The following is a 15,727-nucleotide window of genomic DNA, read 5'->3' on the forward strand; positions in this document are numbered from 1 at the left end:
GGTGGACTTCGCTCGTTCCGATTCAGGTGGGCGGTTCGACGTTCCTGTTGTCGTACAAGGGTGGGTCGGGTGCTGCGGCGCTGGATCGTGTCGATGGCGGTGGTGGGCTGGCTGAGGTGTGGCGTCAGGAGTGGACGCAGGGGTGGACTTCGCTCGTTCCGATTCAGGTGGGCGGTTCGACGTTCCTGTTGTCGTACAAGGGTGGGTCGGGTGCTGCGGCGCTGGATCGTGTCGATGGCGGTGGTGGGCTGGCTGAGGTGTGGCGTCAGGAGTGGACGCAGGGGTGGACTTCGCTCGTTCCGATTCGGGCGAACGGTTCGACGTTCCTGTTGTCGTACAAGGGTGGGTCGGGTGCTGCGGCGCTGGATCGTGTCGATGCCGGTGGTGGGCTGGATGACGTCTGGCGTCAGGAGTGGACGCAGGGGTGGACTTCGCTCGTTCCGATTCAGGTGAACGGCTCGACGTTCCTGCTGTCGTACAAGGGTGAATCGGGCGCCGCTGCCAGCGATCTGGTCCACCCGGACGGAAACCTGACAGAGGACTGGCGTACCTCCTGGACGGGAGGGTGGACCTCGTTCGCCCCCCTCCAGGTGGACGGTGTGGTGTACCTGCTGTCGTACAAGAGCGGGTCAGGCGACGCCGCCCTGGATCGGATCACCCTCTGATGCCAGACCTGTAGCCGGTGGGCGCCATCCATCGGCAGGGACTCGGAACGGGCCGTGCACCGGCGTTCGCGTCGACGTACGGCCCGTTCGCGGACCCTTGATCCACGGCGAGAGTTGAGGATGTGCGCGAGCTCGCTCGCCTCGCCTTTGAGGCCGTCGACGTCACCGACCGGTCTCCAAGATCAAGCAGCGGGCCGGTGCCGGCGCTCTCGTGGTGGCGATTCGCGTACGGCCTCGGCTGCGTCCTCGGCGGCCTGTCGGGCCGTAGCCCCCGCGGCGCCGTGCAGCGGCAGGCCCCTGGCGGTCCCGCAGGGCGCCTCCTCCCTCACCAGACGACGATCCCGCCGGCCTCGGCCTTGGCCCGCAGCGCGGCGGCGACGATGTTGTCGAAGCGCCGGGCGACGTAGCCGGGGTCGTAACCGCCCTGCCCGGCGAGGTGGTCGAGGTGCGGGCGGACGGCCTCGCACTCGGCGAGGAAGTCGTCGATCTCGTCCTGCTCCACGTAGAGGTCGTCGCCGTCGAGCCGCGGGAAGAACCTCGCGCCCAGGGCCCGTATCGCCTCGGACCCCCACAGCCGGGTCCGGGTGCTCTCGAAGCCGGCCAGGTCCCGGCCGTGTTCGGGGTCCTCCAGGAAGTCGTAACCGCCGTCGGCGTCATAGACGAAGGTGTGCACGAGGAGACTCATGGGCCGATTCTCGCGAGCGGACCCGAGCACGTCGAACGCATTGTCGACTCGGCTCCGCCCCCGGACTTCCCCGGGGGCGGGAACACCCTCACCGGAATCCCGGGATCACACCTCGGGCGCGTACGCCACGAAGCCGGCCCACGCGGTGGGGGAGAGGGCGAGCTGCGGGCCGTGCCGGTCCTTGGAGTCCCGGACGTGGACCGCGGAGGGACAGGCAGCGACTTCCACGCAGTCGTCGCCGTCGCCGCCGCTGTAGCTGGACTTGTGCCAGGAGAGGGCGACTTCGACACAGCTGTCCCCGTCACCGCCGCTGTAGCTGCTCTTGAACCAGGTCAGTTCTTCCGTGCTCATAGCGCTCCTCGGATCTCCCTCAACAGGCCCACGGAGTCCTCCAGGGAGAGGGCCTGTGCCCGCATCCTGGCATACCGCCGCTGGAGGACGCTGACCTCCTTCGGGTCGGAGATGAGCACACTGCTGCGTTGCGCCTCGCAGTAGGCAAACCACTTTGCCTCCCGGGTCTCCAGCAATTGCATGGACCCGTCCAAACCCGCATGCGCCGCCCGCTCCAGCGGCATCACCTGGAGCTCCACGTTCCGTAGCTCCGCGGTCTCCAGCACGTGGTCGATGAGCTCCCGGGTCACCTCCACCCCGCCCGTCTTCCGCCGGAACAGGTGTTCCTCCAGGATGAATCCGAACGTGGTGTTCGGGCGTTCCCTCAGCAGCCGCTGCCGTTTCGCCCGCGCCGTCCACTGGGCCTCGATCTGGGCGTCGCTGAGCGGGGGCACCTGGTCCACGAACAGCGTGCGCGCGTACGACTCCGGCTGCAAGAGGCCCGGAACCATGCGGCACTCGTACGTGTACAGGGTCACCGCCACCAACTCCAGCCGCGCCCACCGCCGGAACCAGCTCGCCAGGCCCGGCTGGCGGGACAGATGACGGGCCGCCCGCCGCAGCGCCCCCGTGTTGCCCAGCGCCCCCTCCGCCCGCTCGACGAAATCCGGATCCGGCATGCGCCGGCCCTGTTCGACCGAGGCCACCGTGTGCTTCGAGAAGCGGACCAGCTCCCCGAACTCCTCCCGGCCCAGCCCCGCATGCTCCCGCAGGGCCTGGACGACCGCGCCGAACGTGCGCAGACTGTCCGATGCCTCCGGTTCCCCACCGGCCGGGCCGCCTTCGCCCGGCTCCCCGCCCGTACCGCCCTCGTCCGTGTTCTCGTAGGCCATCCCGGGCCACCTCCCGCGCACGTGCTTCCGTAACGCTCCCGACCCACCCATGCTCACGCTCGGTGATGCGTACTGTCCACCCTCTGTGCGCGTACGCTGACCGACCGTACGCGCCGCGGCCCTGGTGAACGCCGACTTCCGCCGCCACATTGGGGCCATGACGCCACCTCCTGCACAGCGGACCCGGCAGGCGCCGGTCACCGTACGTGTGTTCTCCCAGCAGTTCAGCTCCACCCCGCGCGGCGCCCGCCTCGCCCGGTGCCTGGCCCTCCACGAGCTCCACACCTGGGGCGTTCCGGCCGCCGGCGACACCGCAGACGCCGCCGCCCTCGTACTGGCCGAGCTCACTGCGAACGCCGTCACCCACGGCCGGGTCCCCGGCCGGAACTTCGAACTCGTGGTGACCCTCACCGCGGACGTGCTCCGGATCGAGGTCTCCGACCCGCGCGGCGAGCGCCGCCTCCCGACTCCCGGCTCGGCCCCCGCGCCGGCCCCGCTGGCCGACGCGGGCCGCGGCCTGCTCCTCGTACAGGCCTTGGCGACCCGTTGGGAGGTCCGCGACCGCCCGCCCATCGGCAAGACGGTCGTCGCGGAACTGAACCTTCCGGGCTGAACACCCCCTGATACGACGCTTGTCAGGGTGAATCATCCTGTGTCGTACGGCTACGGAGGGTGCTCGGTGACGTTCGACGAGGAATGGGCGGACGCCAAGCGGACGGCGGGGGTGGCGAGCGACTCGTACGCCCTGGTCGTCACGCGGAAAGGCCAGGGTGCCGTGGGGCACGTCCGCAACACCCGTCCCGAGGAGCCGGGGTGCACGTGCAGCGACGGCTTCGGCCACCTTGGCCTGCCCGAGCCCGAGACCTTTGTCGATGGCGTGCGCATCGGCGTCTCTCCCGTGGCGACGCCAAGACGCCCGAAGCCCAAGCCGTGCGGTCCTGTGCGGACATCCACGTGCACAAGTCCCGGCCCGGCACCACCCGCATCCATCTGTGGGTCGGCCACGGTGCGCCATCAAGAAGCCACAGGCCTGATGGGGTGTGCGGGAGTAGATCGGCACCGACGGCCCGGCTCTGCTGCGGTCCGGCCCGGCGCTTTGAGACCGTTCCGTGAAGCGGAAGGTCCCCGTCCACTGCTAGGGTGACGTGCGCCCGTCAAGACAGGGCCCTTATTTATTGCCACTTCAACGGGGGTTGAAACGTGAAGCTTCGCCATGTCCGCGCCGTCGCCGTCTTCGGTATAGCAGTCTTCGCCCTCACCGGAGCCCGCGGCTCCCACGGCGCGAGCTGCGGCGGCGGCCACAGCTCCAGCTCCAGCTCCGGCAGCTCCGGCAGCACCAGCGGCGGCAGCAGCACCACGGGCGGCAGCAACGACAGCAGCAGCACCAGCACCTCGGGCGGCACCTCCGTCCCGAACGGCTCCAGCCGCGACAAGGCCGAGCGGGACATCCGGATCGACGAGTGCAAGCTGGACGGCAAGAACCTGGTCGCCCGGCTCACCGTCACCAACAGCGGCATGCTGGACTCCACGTACGACATCACCATGAAGTTCCGCGGCGACGCCACCGCGAACCTCGCCCTGGCCAAGGTGACCGGCCTCAAGGTCGCGAAGGGCGCGTCCGCCAAGGCCGAGGCCACCACGCCGTACACCGGCAAGGGCAACGGCAGCGAGTACAACAAGTGCGAAGTCGTCAGCGCGTCGAAGTCCTCGCTCTGACGCACCGCTGCCCGGCGCACACCGACGTACGGTGCGCGCCGGGCAGCGCCTTTTCACCGGCCCGAATCCTGTAGGGCCCGGGCCCGGGGCTCCGCTCGCTTCTCCGGCCCGGTGCAGTTTTTTTCGAGCGCGAGCGCGGCAGGTCAACGCCCGGCGGCATGCCGGTCAGCGCCGCGAACTTCCGGGTCAGGTGGGCCCGGTCGTGGAACGCGAACAGCTTCTGCTGTGGCTCGCGCTGTTCAGGCCGTACGCGCAGTGGTCGGCGAGGCCCGGCCACAGCGTGGCGTGCGGCCGGGCGAACGACACGTCGCAGTCCCCCTGCAAACACGGGTGGTGGCGCACCGCTCTCTCCCCTCGACGGCTCCGCGCCACGGCCCCGGCACCGGAACCGGCACCGGCCCCGCGCCGAGGCGATCCGCCTCAGCGCGTGCGGCGGCGGGGCAGGCTACTGCCCGTCGGCCGGGTCACCGGGCTGCGGCGGCGCGGACGGTGTCGGCGACTGTGCCGGAGACGGCGGCGCGGACGGGGATACGGCCAGCTCGGCGAGGAGCGCCTCGGCGAGGCCCTCGCGCCGCATGCGCTGGTCGACGTACAGCAGGGAGCCCACCAGCTGGGTGAACCCGATCTGGAACATCTGCCCGGCAGCGGCGCCGAAGAACACGAGGAAAAAGGCGAACGCCATGGCGGCGATCACCCCGCTCGACGGGCCTCCGCCGTCCTCGGGCATCGCCGTCATGGCGGGGAAGAGCGCGAACGTGCCGATGAAGTTGAACGGCAGCTGCATCACCCACCCGATCGCGCCCGCGATCAGGCTGCCGAGGAGGGTGATGCCGAAGATCCGCCACCAGGCACCCCGGACCAGTGCGGTCGAACGGCGCAGCGCCATGACCGGACCCATATCCTCCAGCACCACGACGGCCGACGCCAGACCGAACCGGGTGGTGAGCCAGAGGGTCACCGGCGCGGCGGCCAGCATCAGTACCGGGAGCAGGCCGAGGATCGCGGGCCCGCTGCCGTCGGCGGCCGAGGCGACCACCACCGGAATCCCCACCGCCAGGGCGGCGAGCATCGGAAGCCCGGCGATCAGGCCGGCGAGGACCATGGCGCCGGCCACCGCGGGAGCCCGCCGGACGGCGGCGCGCCACATCGCGCGGAACGTGGTGGGGCGGCCCGTGACCGCCTCCTTGAGGACCGCCGGACAGAGCGCGGTGACCACCGCCACGCCGAACAGCCCCAGAGCGACCAGCACCACGAACAGCACACCGCCCGCGACGAGCAGGGGTATGACGTCCTCGGCGGGGGGCTCCTCGCCGAAGGGCGGGTCGAAGACGGGCTCGAAGTGCTCGAACACCGAGGCCACGCCGATGCCCACCGCAAGGCCCATGGCCGGCAGGACGACGGCCATGACGGCGAGCATGACACCGGCCAGCTGCTTCCAGTGCGCCCGGATCGTCCCGAACGCCCCGCCGAGTATCTCCCCGAGGTCCAACGGGCGCAGGGGTATCACTCCCGGCTGCGGTGCTGTCGGCACCGGATAGCCCCACTGCGGGGCCCCGCCCCAGCCTCCGTACTGCTGCCCCTGGCCCGGATACCCAGGCCCCGGCCCCTGCCCGCTGTTCTGTGTCATGCACAAGCTCCGTATGTCGTCCCCCGGTGAAAGGCACAACATAACCCGGCACCTCACCGGCCACAGGCCGCAGGCTGCCCGGCACCGCAGGCCCAGCACCCGCAGGCCCGTCCCCTCCCGGATGGCCGGGAGCAGACGGGCCTGCGGCCGGGGCACCTGGGTCAGCGGGCGACCCCGAGCGGCGAGGCAAGCCCCGCCGCGTACCAGCGTTGGGCGTTGGAGCCGTTGCAGTCGTGGAGGGCGAGCTGGGTGCCGTTGCCGATGGCGGCGTTCGGCAGGTTCAGGCAGCGGCCCGACCGGGGGTTGAGGAAGCCTCCTGCGGCGGTGGGAAGCCACTGCTGGGCTCCGCCGCCCTTGCAGGTCATCAGCTGGACGGGGGTGCCGTTCGCCGTGCCGCCGTCCGCGGCTTCCACGCACGTGCCGAAGACGCGGAGCTCGCCGTCCTCACGGACCTCGAACTGCTGGGCCGGTCCGTTGTTGCAGTCCCAGATCTGGATGCGGTTTCCGTCCGCGGTGCTCTCGCCGTTGTCGTCGGCGCATTTGGTGTCGCTGACCGCGGAGACGAGTGTGGTACGCGTGGCGGAGGGGATGGTGGAGTGGTTGTAAGCGGTGACGTTGCTGATGCGGCCCCGCAGGTTGGTCGCGGTGGTGCCCTTGCCCTCGTCCAGCTTCCAGGATCCGGTGGAGATACGGGCGTCGCCCATGGTGCGGGAGCCTGCGAAGCCGGTGACCCTGCCGCCAGTGGCGGTGCCGTTCCAGGTCTGCAGGCGGTGGTGGCTGTCGAGGGCCCACAGGTCGGGGATTCCGTCGGCGCTGGTGTCGCCCGAGGAACTGATGACCGGATGGTCGGCGGCCTTGGCGACGCCGGTGCCGATCCTGGTGCGCTTGGAGTGGTCGCCGAGGGCTGCCGGGTTTCCGGCTTCGTTGGCGTACTGGTAGAGGTCACCGGTGGTGTTGTCGCGGACCCACAGGTCGGGGAGCCCGTCACCGGTGGCGTCGCCCGGGGCGATGAGGGTGAGGTTGTCCCAGCCGGAAGCGCTCAGGACGAGGGCGACCGGGTCACGCAGGGAGCCGGTGGAGCCGGTGCCCTGGAACAGCACGAGCGAGCTCTTGGCGCCGTCGCTCTCCACGGTGATCAGGTCGTTGCGGGGGTCGGCCCCGGCTTCGGGCAGGGCGTCGCCGACGGCGAGGATCTGCTTGACCCGCGTCCAGTTCTCCACGTACTCGGCGCCGCAGGGCTGCTTGGTGGCGGCCACGGTGCAGTCCGACAGGTACGGGCGCTTGACGGGCACGGCCTTGCCGGCGGTGAAGTACAGGCCGTCGTTGGCGGCGAGACCGCCCTGGGTGAGGGAGTTGCGGTACAGCGTGAGCTGACCGTCGCGGTGGACCCACAGGTCGTCGGTGCGGATGCCGTTGCCGCCGCGGTGTGTGGTCAGGGTGCCGGGACCCCAGCCCTTGCCGCCGGGGCTGTGGGCTGCGGTGGAGGCGAGGACGCCGCCGGTGGCCGGGTCGGTGGCGGTGGGGTAGACGACGAGGTCGCCGGCGTCGGTGGGGGCGACGAAGTCGACCCGCTCGTCGCCGATGATGTCGCCCAGCGTCGTCTTCGCGTTGGGGTTGTCGGGCACGTAGAAGGTGTAGGTCTGCTGTTGCGACCGGTTGCCGGCACGGTCCACGGCTTGGACGCGCAGGATGTTCGTGCCCCAGGTGGTCGGCGTCAGCGGGATCGAGGCGCTGCCGGCGGCACCGGCGTCGGCGCGGTTGGCGCCGGCGGTCGGGAGCGCGGCGTTGAACGACCACTCGCAGAACTGCACCCCGCTCAGCGTGTCGGTCGACGTGACCGTGAAGGTGCCGGGGCACCCGACGTGCTGAGTGGAACCGGGCAGGGTGCCCGAGGGCGGGAACTCGGAGGAGGTGACTGCAGGGACGGACGGTGGCTGCACGTCCAGAGTGAAGCCGCAGCCGGTCACCGGGCTGGAGGTCATGTCACCATCGCCGCTCTGGACCTGCCAGCGATAGGTATGGCCGTCGAGGAGGCCGGTGGGGTGCGCTGAGACCCAATGGGTTCCGCTTGCCTGACCGATCCATCCGCTGTCGTAGGCCAGGATGTCGCCCGCGGCGTCGTACACGAGGAAGCGGGCGTCGACCGGCTGGTTCTCGGGGTCGCCGATCCAGGCACCGAGGCCCAGGCCTGCGTACGAGGTGGCGCCGACCCAGCCGCAGCCGTTCGTACCGCTCGGGTTCTTCGGCGCGGGGAACGTACTGAGCTCCCACGGGTCGTAGGGGCGCCGGTTGTACTCGACGTAGAGGAACGGAAGGTGGTTGCGGTCGCGGGTGAACCGTTTGAAAGAGTTGTTGCCGCCGCTCTTGGACTCGTCCGAGGCGAAAAGGCCGTAGGTCAGGCTCCCTCGCCATTCGTTGGCGACGAGGTGCTCGCGCACGTCCCACTCGCCGAGCGTGGTGGAACCGGGGCAGCCGGGGCCGCCCGCGCTGTTCAGCGACGTCGTACGAAGGACCTCCCAGTCTCGCGGCTGGGTGTTCCAGGTGATGTCTGACAGCAGCGGTTCAGTGGAGTGCAGGTCCACCTCATAGGTGCGCGAGCAGACGGCGTCGGCAGCGTATGACTGCGTCGCGATGAACGATGCCTTCTTGATGCTCTTGTCCCGCAGGTCGCTGGTGTCGACCTGGACGTAGTACCGCTCCAGGCCGGTCCGGGAACGCCACCGCTGGTAGCCGACACCGGGGTCGTAGGTGTTGTCGTAGTCGTCGTAGCTGACGTTGCCGGGGTAGGCCTCCTGTACCCAGGCCCAGTGCTGGGTGCCGCGGTTGGCGGGCTGCCAGGCCGGGTCGATGAAGACCGGGTACGTGGTCGAGGGGTCGGTCAGGAACGAGCGATCCGGGGTCAGCGAGATGGAATCCTTGCCGAGATCGGTACGAAGCCGCGCAACCTTGGCGGCATCGCCTGGGCTGTCGCTGTCCGAGACGGGCTTGACCGGCACTTCGTCGACGCCCGGAGCCTGCGACGCCGCATTCTTCACGGCTTGGGAGAACGCCCCAGACCCAGGGGACTTGAGCAGCGGGGCCTGGACAGGAATCGTGGAGTCCCACATCGTCGGGGTCGGAGCCTGGAAAACCGTACGTCCGGAGGAATCGGCGGCCTTCAGGTTGCCACGGTGGTCAGCGGAGAGACTGACACCTTGGCCCTTGAGACCCATGGTCAGTGTGGTGAGTTTCGGGTGCTCCGCGGCCTCGGCGGACTTCACCACCAGTACCTGGGAAATGCCACCGCCCTCGTCGGCCGTGACCTTTAGATCGGTTCCCGGGACCACCTCGCGGTAGATCGCGCTCCTGCCCTCCAGTGCGGGCACGGGAAGGGGTTCCGGCCAACTCAGCTCCAGTTCCTTGCCGTCTTGGTCCAATGTGGCCAGTGGTGCCGTGCCGCCGCCGGACAGCGTCAGCGCACTGACCGTAGCCTTCGGGCGGAGTCTGCCGTCGGCCTCCTTGAACCAGGGTGGCGTCCAGGCCGACCCAAGTGCCATCGCGCTTCGTACGCAGCAGTGCACGGCTACCACCCGCTGTACACCGTCGGGGGAGCCCTACCGTCACTGGCGGGAGCCTTCAGGGAAAATAACTGAGCATTTGCTTAGTGGCTGATCAAAGATGAAGGGATCCGACAGGTGCAGGATAAGATGACGTTTCGAAATGGTTGGAATATATTCCTCTGCGCCTTGGGTCTCCTGGCTCTTTTTCTAGGGTATGCCACTGCAACCACGGTAGGATGGAGCGAATCGATGCTGACCGTATCCATCTGCCTCTCCGTGGGTCTCTGGGTGTCAGTCAGAGCAGCACTTTGTGTGGCGTGGGTCGACAGCTGGGGGGTGAAGTACCTTGGGATATTTACTTGGAAGAAGATTCCCTGGGGTGCCATACAAGAGATCGGCTCGGAATATCGAGGCGGTAGCCTTTTGACCTCTACTGTTCCGGTCATCCGGCTGAAGAGCGGTCAGTCCGTCTCATTGGACGGGCTAGCTGGTTACACCACCCGGAACGGTGGCGGGAACTCTCGCGTCGACGCCCAGGTTCATGAGATGGAGAGTGCTCGCAGAAGGTCTCAGCGAACCGTCCCGTAGGGGCCAAGGATCCGGGCATGAACCCCTGGATGCAGCACGCCGACAAAGTAGCGACGGCCCGCCGGATCCCCCGGCGGGCCGTTCGGCGTGTCGGCCAGTGTTGCCAGCCTGCAGTGGTGAATCCGATGCTCTATCGCTCCTGCCTGAAGCGGCCCAAAAGCGCACGGAGACTTCCACTGGGCCAACCTCACCTCCGGCCCAAGACCGCTGATCCTCGACTGGTAGGGCTGGTTGCGACACGAGATCGCGGATCACGGGAAGGAAGGTGGGCCTGTGGCGGCACCCAGGACTGGACCACCGGCCTCACCCACCTCGGGGCCCACGAGTACGACTCGCGGACCGGAACCTTCCTCAGCGTGGGCGCCGACTCGACGGAATGGTCTCCTTTGCTCCCTCCCAGGGCCAGAACCTGCGGTCGGGAGAGGTGATCGTTGCGGATGGCGAGGATGGAAAGAGCGTGCGTAAATCGGAATTCATGAAGAGTGATTCTGGGCGCTGCACGCCGGTATTGTGTCGGCGAAGCGTGCCGCGTTCATGCGGTCGTCTCCAGGGCGACGCAAGTCCTGACGGCTGCGGCGTCTACACCCCTTCGGCGGAGGGTGCGAGGCGGTGGCGGAGCAGGACGGTGCGGCCGTCGAAGGGGCGGGTGTCGACCAGTTCCAGGCCCGTGCGGTGAGCGCCGGCCGGGAAGGCCGGCCGTCCTCCGCCCAGCAGCAGCGGGTGGACCACCACGTGGTACTCGTCGATCACCCGGTGACTGGTCAGGTGGGCGGCGAGCTCGGCACCGCCGAAGAGCACCAGGTCCGCGCCGGAGCCCTTCATGTCGGCGATCTGCTCGGCGGCGTTCCCGGAGACGATCCGGGTGTTGAAGCCGGCCGTCTTCAGGGTGGTGGAGACCACCACCTTCGGGGCCGCGCGCCAGACCGGGGCGAAGGCGAGGTCATGCGGGTCGTCGGAGTACTGCTCGGCGTTCGGCCAGAAGCCGGCCATCATCTCCCAGACCTTGCGGCCGTACAGGAAGACCGTGCCCTCGGGGGTCAGTTCCCGCGAGTACGCGGAGAGCTGCGCGCCCATCACGGGCCAGTCGAACTCCCCGTTCGGGCCTTCGATGTAGCCGTCGAGGGACTGGTGCACGAAGTGGATGAGCTTTCCCATGGCCCCATGATCTCCTGTGATGCGGGTGCCCCCGAGCGGTTGACACGCGCTCGTGCGTGCGCCCGGGGTCGGGGGTCCCGCAACCGTACGGAAGCGGTGCGGGCCGTGCAGGAGCGGGCTGGCTCTGACAGCCGTCCGGCAGGCGGGCGGGCCGCGGGCGGCTGCCGCACGTCATTCACCCGGGGCGGAAGCGGTATCGCTCGCGGTGAGCCAGTTGTGGATTTCCTCCGCTTCCCGGGGACGCCGCCTGCCGACTCTGCGTCGGCAGTGGTCATGTCTGGGGGCCGAAGCGGACGTCCTGCTGGTTGTTGTTGCCGACCTGGAACGCGGTGGGGCCCTTGAACGTGTTGCCGGACACCCCTCCGGCTTCACCGGCGGACGGGGGCGTGGCCTGGTCCAGGAGTTCCTGCAGCAGGCCGGCCGCCTCGGTGCGCTGCTCGTCGTCCAGGCCTTCCAGCAAGGTCTCGATGCGGGTCTGCCACACCACCTCTTGTCGTCCCCTGACCCGGTCGGCCGTGCCGGTGTCGGCGGCGACGATCTCTGCCGCGCTGTGCTCCAGGCGCTCCAGCTCGCCGCGTTCCCGCTCGGCGTCCCCGCGGCCGAACCACCGCGCCAGTCGGCTCCGCAGCCCTTCCCAGGCGTCGGTCCCGGCCGCCTGCACCACCGCGGCACCCCCTGCCGCGGCCAGCGCCGTCAATGCCTCAGCCAGCATGTCGTCCCCCTGCTGTTCTCGTTCTCGGTTTCGTCGTGTGCCGATGGGTCTGAAAACGTAGCGGCCTACCGGCGCGTAGACAGGGCTTTGCCTGAATGGGTACTCCCTCTCCCTCTTCCCCTCCCTCTTCCCCTCCCGCTGCCGCTTTCGCTTCCGCTTCCGCTGCCGGGCCTGTCCGTCCGGACGGACGGACAGGCCCGGGGCGCAAGGCGGCCTGCTACTTGCGGAGCGCGTCGATTGCCGCGGAGATCCGCTGGACCGCGTTGTCGCGGTACGGGGCGTGCTTCTGGCTGAAGACCGGCCCGATCCGGCGACGCAGGACGAGGTAGTGGCGCGTTCCCCCGGTCTGCAGGTGGACGGCCATCAGGGCCGACCCGTTCATCGCCTCGACGCCGGTGATGTCCACCAGCGCGAGGTAGTGATCGTCCAGCCCCGAGACGGCGTTGGTCAGGCCGAACGCGATTTTGAACGGGCCGGCGTTTTCCCCGAACATCATCGGCTTGAAAGCCAGCCGCTGGTCGGTGAGGACCAGCCGGCCCGGAGTACGGACCACCTGCAGGCTCCCGACTGCCGTCCCGGCAATCCACTGCCCCAACAGGCTCTCCCCTGGCCAAAGATCAGTCATCTCGCCCTCCCCAGACGGACCAACCCTGCCGCTGTACCGTTCCCCGTCCGCGCCGCCTCCGAACCGAAGTGATGCGGTGTGCAGGGAGGTTGACGGCTGGGTAGGGACGGAGGGGAGACAGCTCACGCAGTGATGCAAGGGGGGAACATGCTGGCTGAAACCATGGCGGCAATGGCGGCTGGGGGCGGTTCGGCGGTCGTGCAGGCGGCCGGCACGGACGCGTGGGAGGGGCTGCGCAGCCGACTGGCGCTGATGTTCGGACGCGGGAACGCGCACCGCGAGCAGGCGGAGCTGGAGCACCTCGACGCGACCGCGGCCGCCCTGTCGGCATCCGGTCGGCCCGAGAGCGAGGCCGAGGCGGCGCGCATCCAGCAGGAGATCATCTGGCAGACCCGCTTCGCCGGGCTGCTGGAGTGCGTCGGCGACGTGGAGCGGGACGCCCTGGGCGAGCAGCTGCGGGCGCTCGTGGCCGAGCACACCGCGGCGGCGGCCGCGGGGCGGATCGAGATCACACACAACACCTTCTCCGGGCCGACGGCCGTGCAGGTGGGCGGCGGCAACACCCAGGAGGTCACGTTCGGCCGGACCAGCGAGTGACCTCGCCAGGGTCCGGCCCCGCCGAGCCGGGCGGTCCCGCCGAGCCGGCTGGCCTCGCCGAACCGTCCACTGCGGCCCCGGACGCGCGCGACGCCGTCGGCGGAGAGCCGTACGCCGCTCTGGCGGGGAGCTGGTTCAGCGGGCCGACCGCCGTGCAGGTCGGCTCCGGGAACGTGCAGTACGTCCACTTCCCGGCGCCCCAGACTCCCGTCGCCTGGCCGTACGTGGTCGGCCTCCCACCGCACCGCGCCGAGGGGTTCCGGCGCCGGGACCTGGCGGTGGACCTCGACGAACCGGCGGCCCCGCCCGCCGCGGACGGCAGCGACTGTGACGGCCGTCGCCACGGTGACAGTGACGGCGACGGTGATGGCGGCCGCCGCCGCGGCGGGGACCTGACGTCCTGGGTGGTCACGGGTCTCGGCGGAACCGGGAAAACCCAGATCGCCGCCGACCATGCCGCCCGCATGCTGCGCGAGGGCCGGATCGACCTGCTGATGTGGGTGACGGCCGGAAGTCGGGACGCGGTGCTCGCCGCCTACGCCACGGCCGCCGAGGGCCTCTTCGGCGCGCCCGGCGGCAATCCCGAGCGGGCCGCCGCCGAGTTCCTCACCTGGCTGCTGCCCCGGCCCGCAGGGCCCGGGTGGACGCCCCGCCGCTGGCTGGTCGTCCTGGACGACGTGGCCGACCCGGCCGATGTGCGCGGACTGTGGCCGCCCCCGAGCCCGTACGGCCGGACCCTCGTGACCACGCGGCGCCAGGAGGCCGCGCTGGGCGGGGACCTGCGGCGCCTGGTGCGGGTCGGGCTGTTCACGCCCGACGAGGCAGTCGCCTACCTTGCCGACGGCTCCGCATCCGTCGGCCGCCGGGACCCGCGGCCCGAACTGGCCGCCCTCGCCGAGGACTTGGGCCGCCTCCCGCTCGCCCTCGCGCACGCGCGGACCTACCTGGCGGACAACCCCACCCTGTCCTGCGCCGCCTACCGGGAGGAGCTGGCGGACCGGCGCCTGACCCTGGCGGAGGTGTTCCCGTCCGGTTCGGCCGTTCCGGACGGGGCGGCGGCGGACGCCGGGCCCGTCGCGCTCACGTGGGCGCTGTCCGTGCGCCGGGCTGACGCGCTGAGCCCCGGGGGCGCGGCCCGGCCCCTCCTCCGGGTGGCCTCGTACCTCGACCCGAACGGGATACCCGAGGAGGTGCTCGGCGCCCCGAGTGTCCTCGCACTGCTGCCGGGGCCACCGGGGCCACCGGGGCCGCCGGGGCTGCCGGGGCCGCCCGGGCTCTCGCGGCTGCCGCAGGGCGCAGGCCCGGGCAGCCGCGGCTCCCGTGCAGCCCGGCTCGCGCTGGCCAACCTGCGCCGGCTGAGCCTCGTCGAACTCGACGCGGAGCAGCCGCGTTCCGCCGTACGGGTCCACCAGCTGGTGCAGCGCGCGGTACGGGAGGACATGGCCGCCGACGAAGCGGCAGCGGCCATCGCTGCCGCAGCCGATGCCCTGATGGCCGTCTGGGAGCGGGACCCGGAGCCGGCGCCCCCGGCCGAGGAGGCGCTGCGCGCGAACGCCGCCGCGCTCACGGCGACGGCGGGCGAGGCACTCCTCGCGCCGGTGCCCCACGAGGTGCTGTACCGGATGGGCCGCAGCCTGGGCGAGGCGGGCCGGTCCGGCGCCGCCATCGGGCACTTCGCCGGGCTGCTCCGGGAGGTGCGGACCCGCTTCCCCGACGACGCGGACCTGCTCTTCAAGACCCGGGGATACCTTGCCTGGTGGACGGCGAAGTCGGGTGACGCGCGCGGCGGCGCCGAGGCCTTCGAGGCCCTCCTCGCCGACCAGCTGCAGGTCCTCGCGCCCGACTCCCCCGACGTCCTGCAGACCCGGCGCAGCGCGGCCGTATGGCGGGGTTCCGCCGGGGACGCGCGCACGGCGGTCGCGAAACTGGAGGCACTGCACTCCGACTGGGTGCGCATCGAGGGCGCGGACGCCCCGGGGGCCGCGAGCACCCGCAACCACCTCGCCAACATGCGGGCCGTACTCGGCGACCACACCGGAGCGCTCGCCCTCCACGGGGAGGCGCTGCGCGAGGCCGAGTCCCGGTTCGGGCCCGACGACCCGCGGACCCTGAGCGCCCGGGCGGAGGCCATGCGCCACCGCGGCGAGCTCGGCGAACCGGCCCTCGCGCTGCGGGCGTTCACCGCTCTCGCCGCGGTCCGGCGCGAGAGTGCCCCGGACCACCCCGACACCTTCGGTACGCGGGCGGCGGTTGCGGAGTGGACCGGCCGCTCGGGTGACCCGGCCGGGGCGGTCCGCCTGCTGGAGGAGCTGCACGCCGAGCGGGTCCGCGTCCTCGGCCCGGCCCACGCCCACACCCTGGCCGGCCGTGAGCAACTGGCCCGGTGGCGCGCCGAGGCCGGGGACATCCCGGGGGCGGTCGCCGAACTGGAAGCGCTGATCCCGGACCAGATCGCCGCTCTCGGACTGGACCACCCGGCAGCGGACCGCACCACGCGCCTGCTGGCCCGCTGGATCGGGGGGTGACGGTGACGGCGCCTACCTCGCCGGTGACCGGCAGGCGGCGGGCCGGGTGACGGGCGGCCCGTGAGTGCCG

At 70.8% G+C, this 15,727-nt stretch carries 13 protein-coding genes; 5 read left to right on the plus strand and 8 right to left on the minus strand.

Features of this window, described 5'->3' with window-relative positions:
* The coding region (locus ACIQUT_RS35260) for a hypothetical protein (RefSeq protein ID WP_403569127.1) at nucleotides 1–665 on the plus strand (665 nt) is incomplete at its 5' end.
* 325 nt (nucleotides 666–990) lie between these two features.
* Here ACIQUT_RS35260 and ACIQUT_RS35265 read toward each other — a convergent pair.
* The 3 genes from ACIQUT_RS35265 to ACIQUT_RS35275 all read right to left on the minus strand — a co-directional run bounded on the left by ACIQUT_RS35265 (nucleotide 991) and on the right by ACIQUT_RS35275 (nucleotide 2,573).
* A complete protein-coding gene (locus tag ACIQUT_RS35265; RefSeq protein WP_403569128.1) occupies nucleotides 991–1,350 on the minus strand; it encodes a hypothetical protein in 360 nt (119 codons plus the stop codon).
* Nucleotides 1,351–1,455: 105 nt separating this feature from the next.
* Nucleotides 1,456–1,701: a DUF397 domain-containing protein gene (locus tag ACIQUT_RS35270; protein ID WP_403569130.1), complete on the minus strand. Its 246-nt coding sequence runs from the start codon at nucleotides 1,699–1,701 to the stop codon at nucleotides 1,456–1,458.
* Nucleotides 1,698–2,573, minus strand: a complete 876-nt coding sequence (locus ACIQUT_RS35275) for a Scr1 family TA system antitoxin-like transcriptional regulator (RefSeq protein ID WP_403569132.1) — start codon at nucleotides 2,571–2,573, stop codon at nucleotides 1,698–1,700. The genes ACIQUT_RS35270 and ACIQUT_RS35275 overlap by 4 nt, the downstream gene beginning before the upstream one ends.
* A 157-nt stretch (nucleotides 2,574–2,730) precedes the next feature.
* Between ACIQUT_RS35275 and ACIQUT_RS35280 the strand changes: the two genes are divergently transcribed.
* Nucleotides 2,731–3,186, plus strand: coding sequence for an ATP-binding protein (locus ACIQUT_RS35280; protein WP_403569134.1), 456 nt, complete (start codon nucleotides 2,731–2,733; stop codon nucleotides 3,184–3,186).
* 587 nt (nucleotides 3,187–3,773) lie between these two features.
* Entirely contained in the window at nucleotides 3,774–4,289 is a 516-nt protein-coding gene (locus tag ACIQUT_RS35285; RefSeq protein ID WP_403569136.1) for a hypothetical protein, read from the plus strand.
* 445 nt (nucleotides 4,290–4,734) lie between these two features.
* Here the strand turns inward: ACIQUT_RS35285 and ACIQUT_RS35290 are convergent, their stop codons facing one another.
* The 5 genes from ACIQUT_RS35290 to ACIQUT_RS35310 all read right to left on the minus strand — a co-directional run bounded on the left by ACIQUT_RS35290 (nucleotide 4,735) and on the right by ACIQUT_RS35310 (nucleotide 12,463).
* On the minus strand, nucleotides 4,735–5,916 hold the full coding sequence (locus ACIQUT_RS35290) for a hypothetical protein (RefSeq protein WP_403569138.1): 1,182 nt from the start codon (nucleotides 5,914–5,916) through the stop codon (nucleotides 4,735–4,737).
* A gap of 161 nt (nucleotides 5,917–6,077) precedes the next feature.
* Nucleotides 6,078–9,452: a ricin-type beta-trefoil lectin domain protein gene (locus ACIQUT_RS35295; protein WP_403569140.1), complete on the minus strand. Its 3,375-nt coding sequence runs from the start codon at nucleotides 9,450–9,452 to the stop codon at nucleotides 6,078–6,080.
* A 1,170-nt stretch (nucleotides 9,453–10,622) separates the two neighbouring features.
* A complete protein-coding gene (locus ACIQUT_RS35300; RefSeq protein WP_403569142.1) occupies nucleotides 10,623–11,198 on the minus strand; it encodes a dihydrofolate reductase family protein in 576 nt (191 codons plus the stop codon).
* Nucleotides 11,199–11,469: 271 nt separating this feature from the next.
* Nucleotides 11,470–11,910 carry a hypothetical protein gene (locus ACIQUT_RS35305; protein ID WP_403569144.1) on the minus strand — a complete coding sequence of 147 codons (441 nt, stop codon included), beginning with the start codon at nucleotides 11,908–11,910 and terminating at the stop codon, nucleotides 11,470–11,472.
* A gap of 217 nt (nucleotides 11,911–12,127) precedes the next feature.
* Complete coding sequence (locus ACIQUT_RS35310; protein WP_403569146.1) at nucleotides 12,128–12,463, minus strand: hypothetical protein; 336 nt, start codon at nucleotides 12,461–12,463, stop codon at nucleotides 12,128–12,130.
* 219 nt (nucleotides 12,464–12,682) lie between these two features.
* On the opposite strand from ACIQUT_RS35310, the gene ACIQUT_RS35315 reads away from it, so the two are divergent.
* Nucleotides 12,683–13,132, plus strand: a complete 450-nt coding sequence (locus ACIQUT_RS35315) for a hypothetical protein (protein ID WP_403569148.1) — start codon at nucleotides 12,683–12,685, stop codon at nucleotides 13,130–13,132.
* Nucleotides 13,129–15,657, plus strand: a complete 2,529-nt coding sequence (locus ACIQUT_RS35320; protein ID WP_403569150.1) for a tetratricopeptide repeat protein — start codon at nucleotides 13,129–13,131, stop codon at nucleotides 15,655–15,657. The genes ACIQUT_RS35315 and ACIQUT_RS35320 overlap by 4 nt, the downstream gene beginning before the upstream one ends.
* The last annotated feature ends 70 nt before the right edge of the window (nucleotides 15,658–15,727 follow it).

The organism is Streptomyces sp. NPDC090445 (genome assembly GCF_044769385.1).
Taxonomy (GTDB): domain Bacteria; phylum Actinomycetota; class Actinomycetes; order Streptomycetales; family Streptomycetaceae; genus Streptomyces.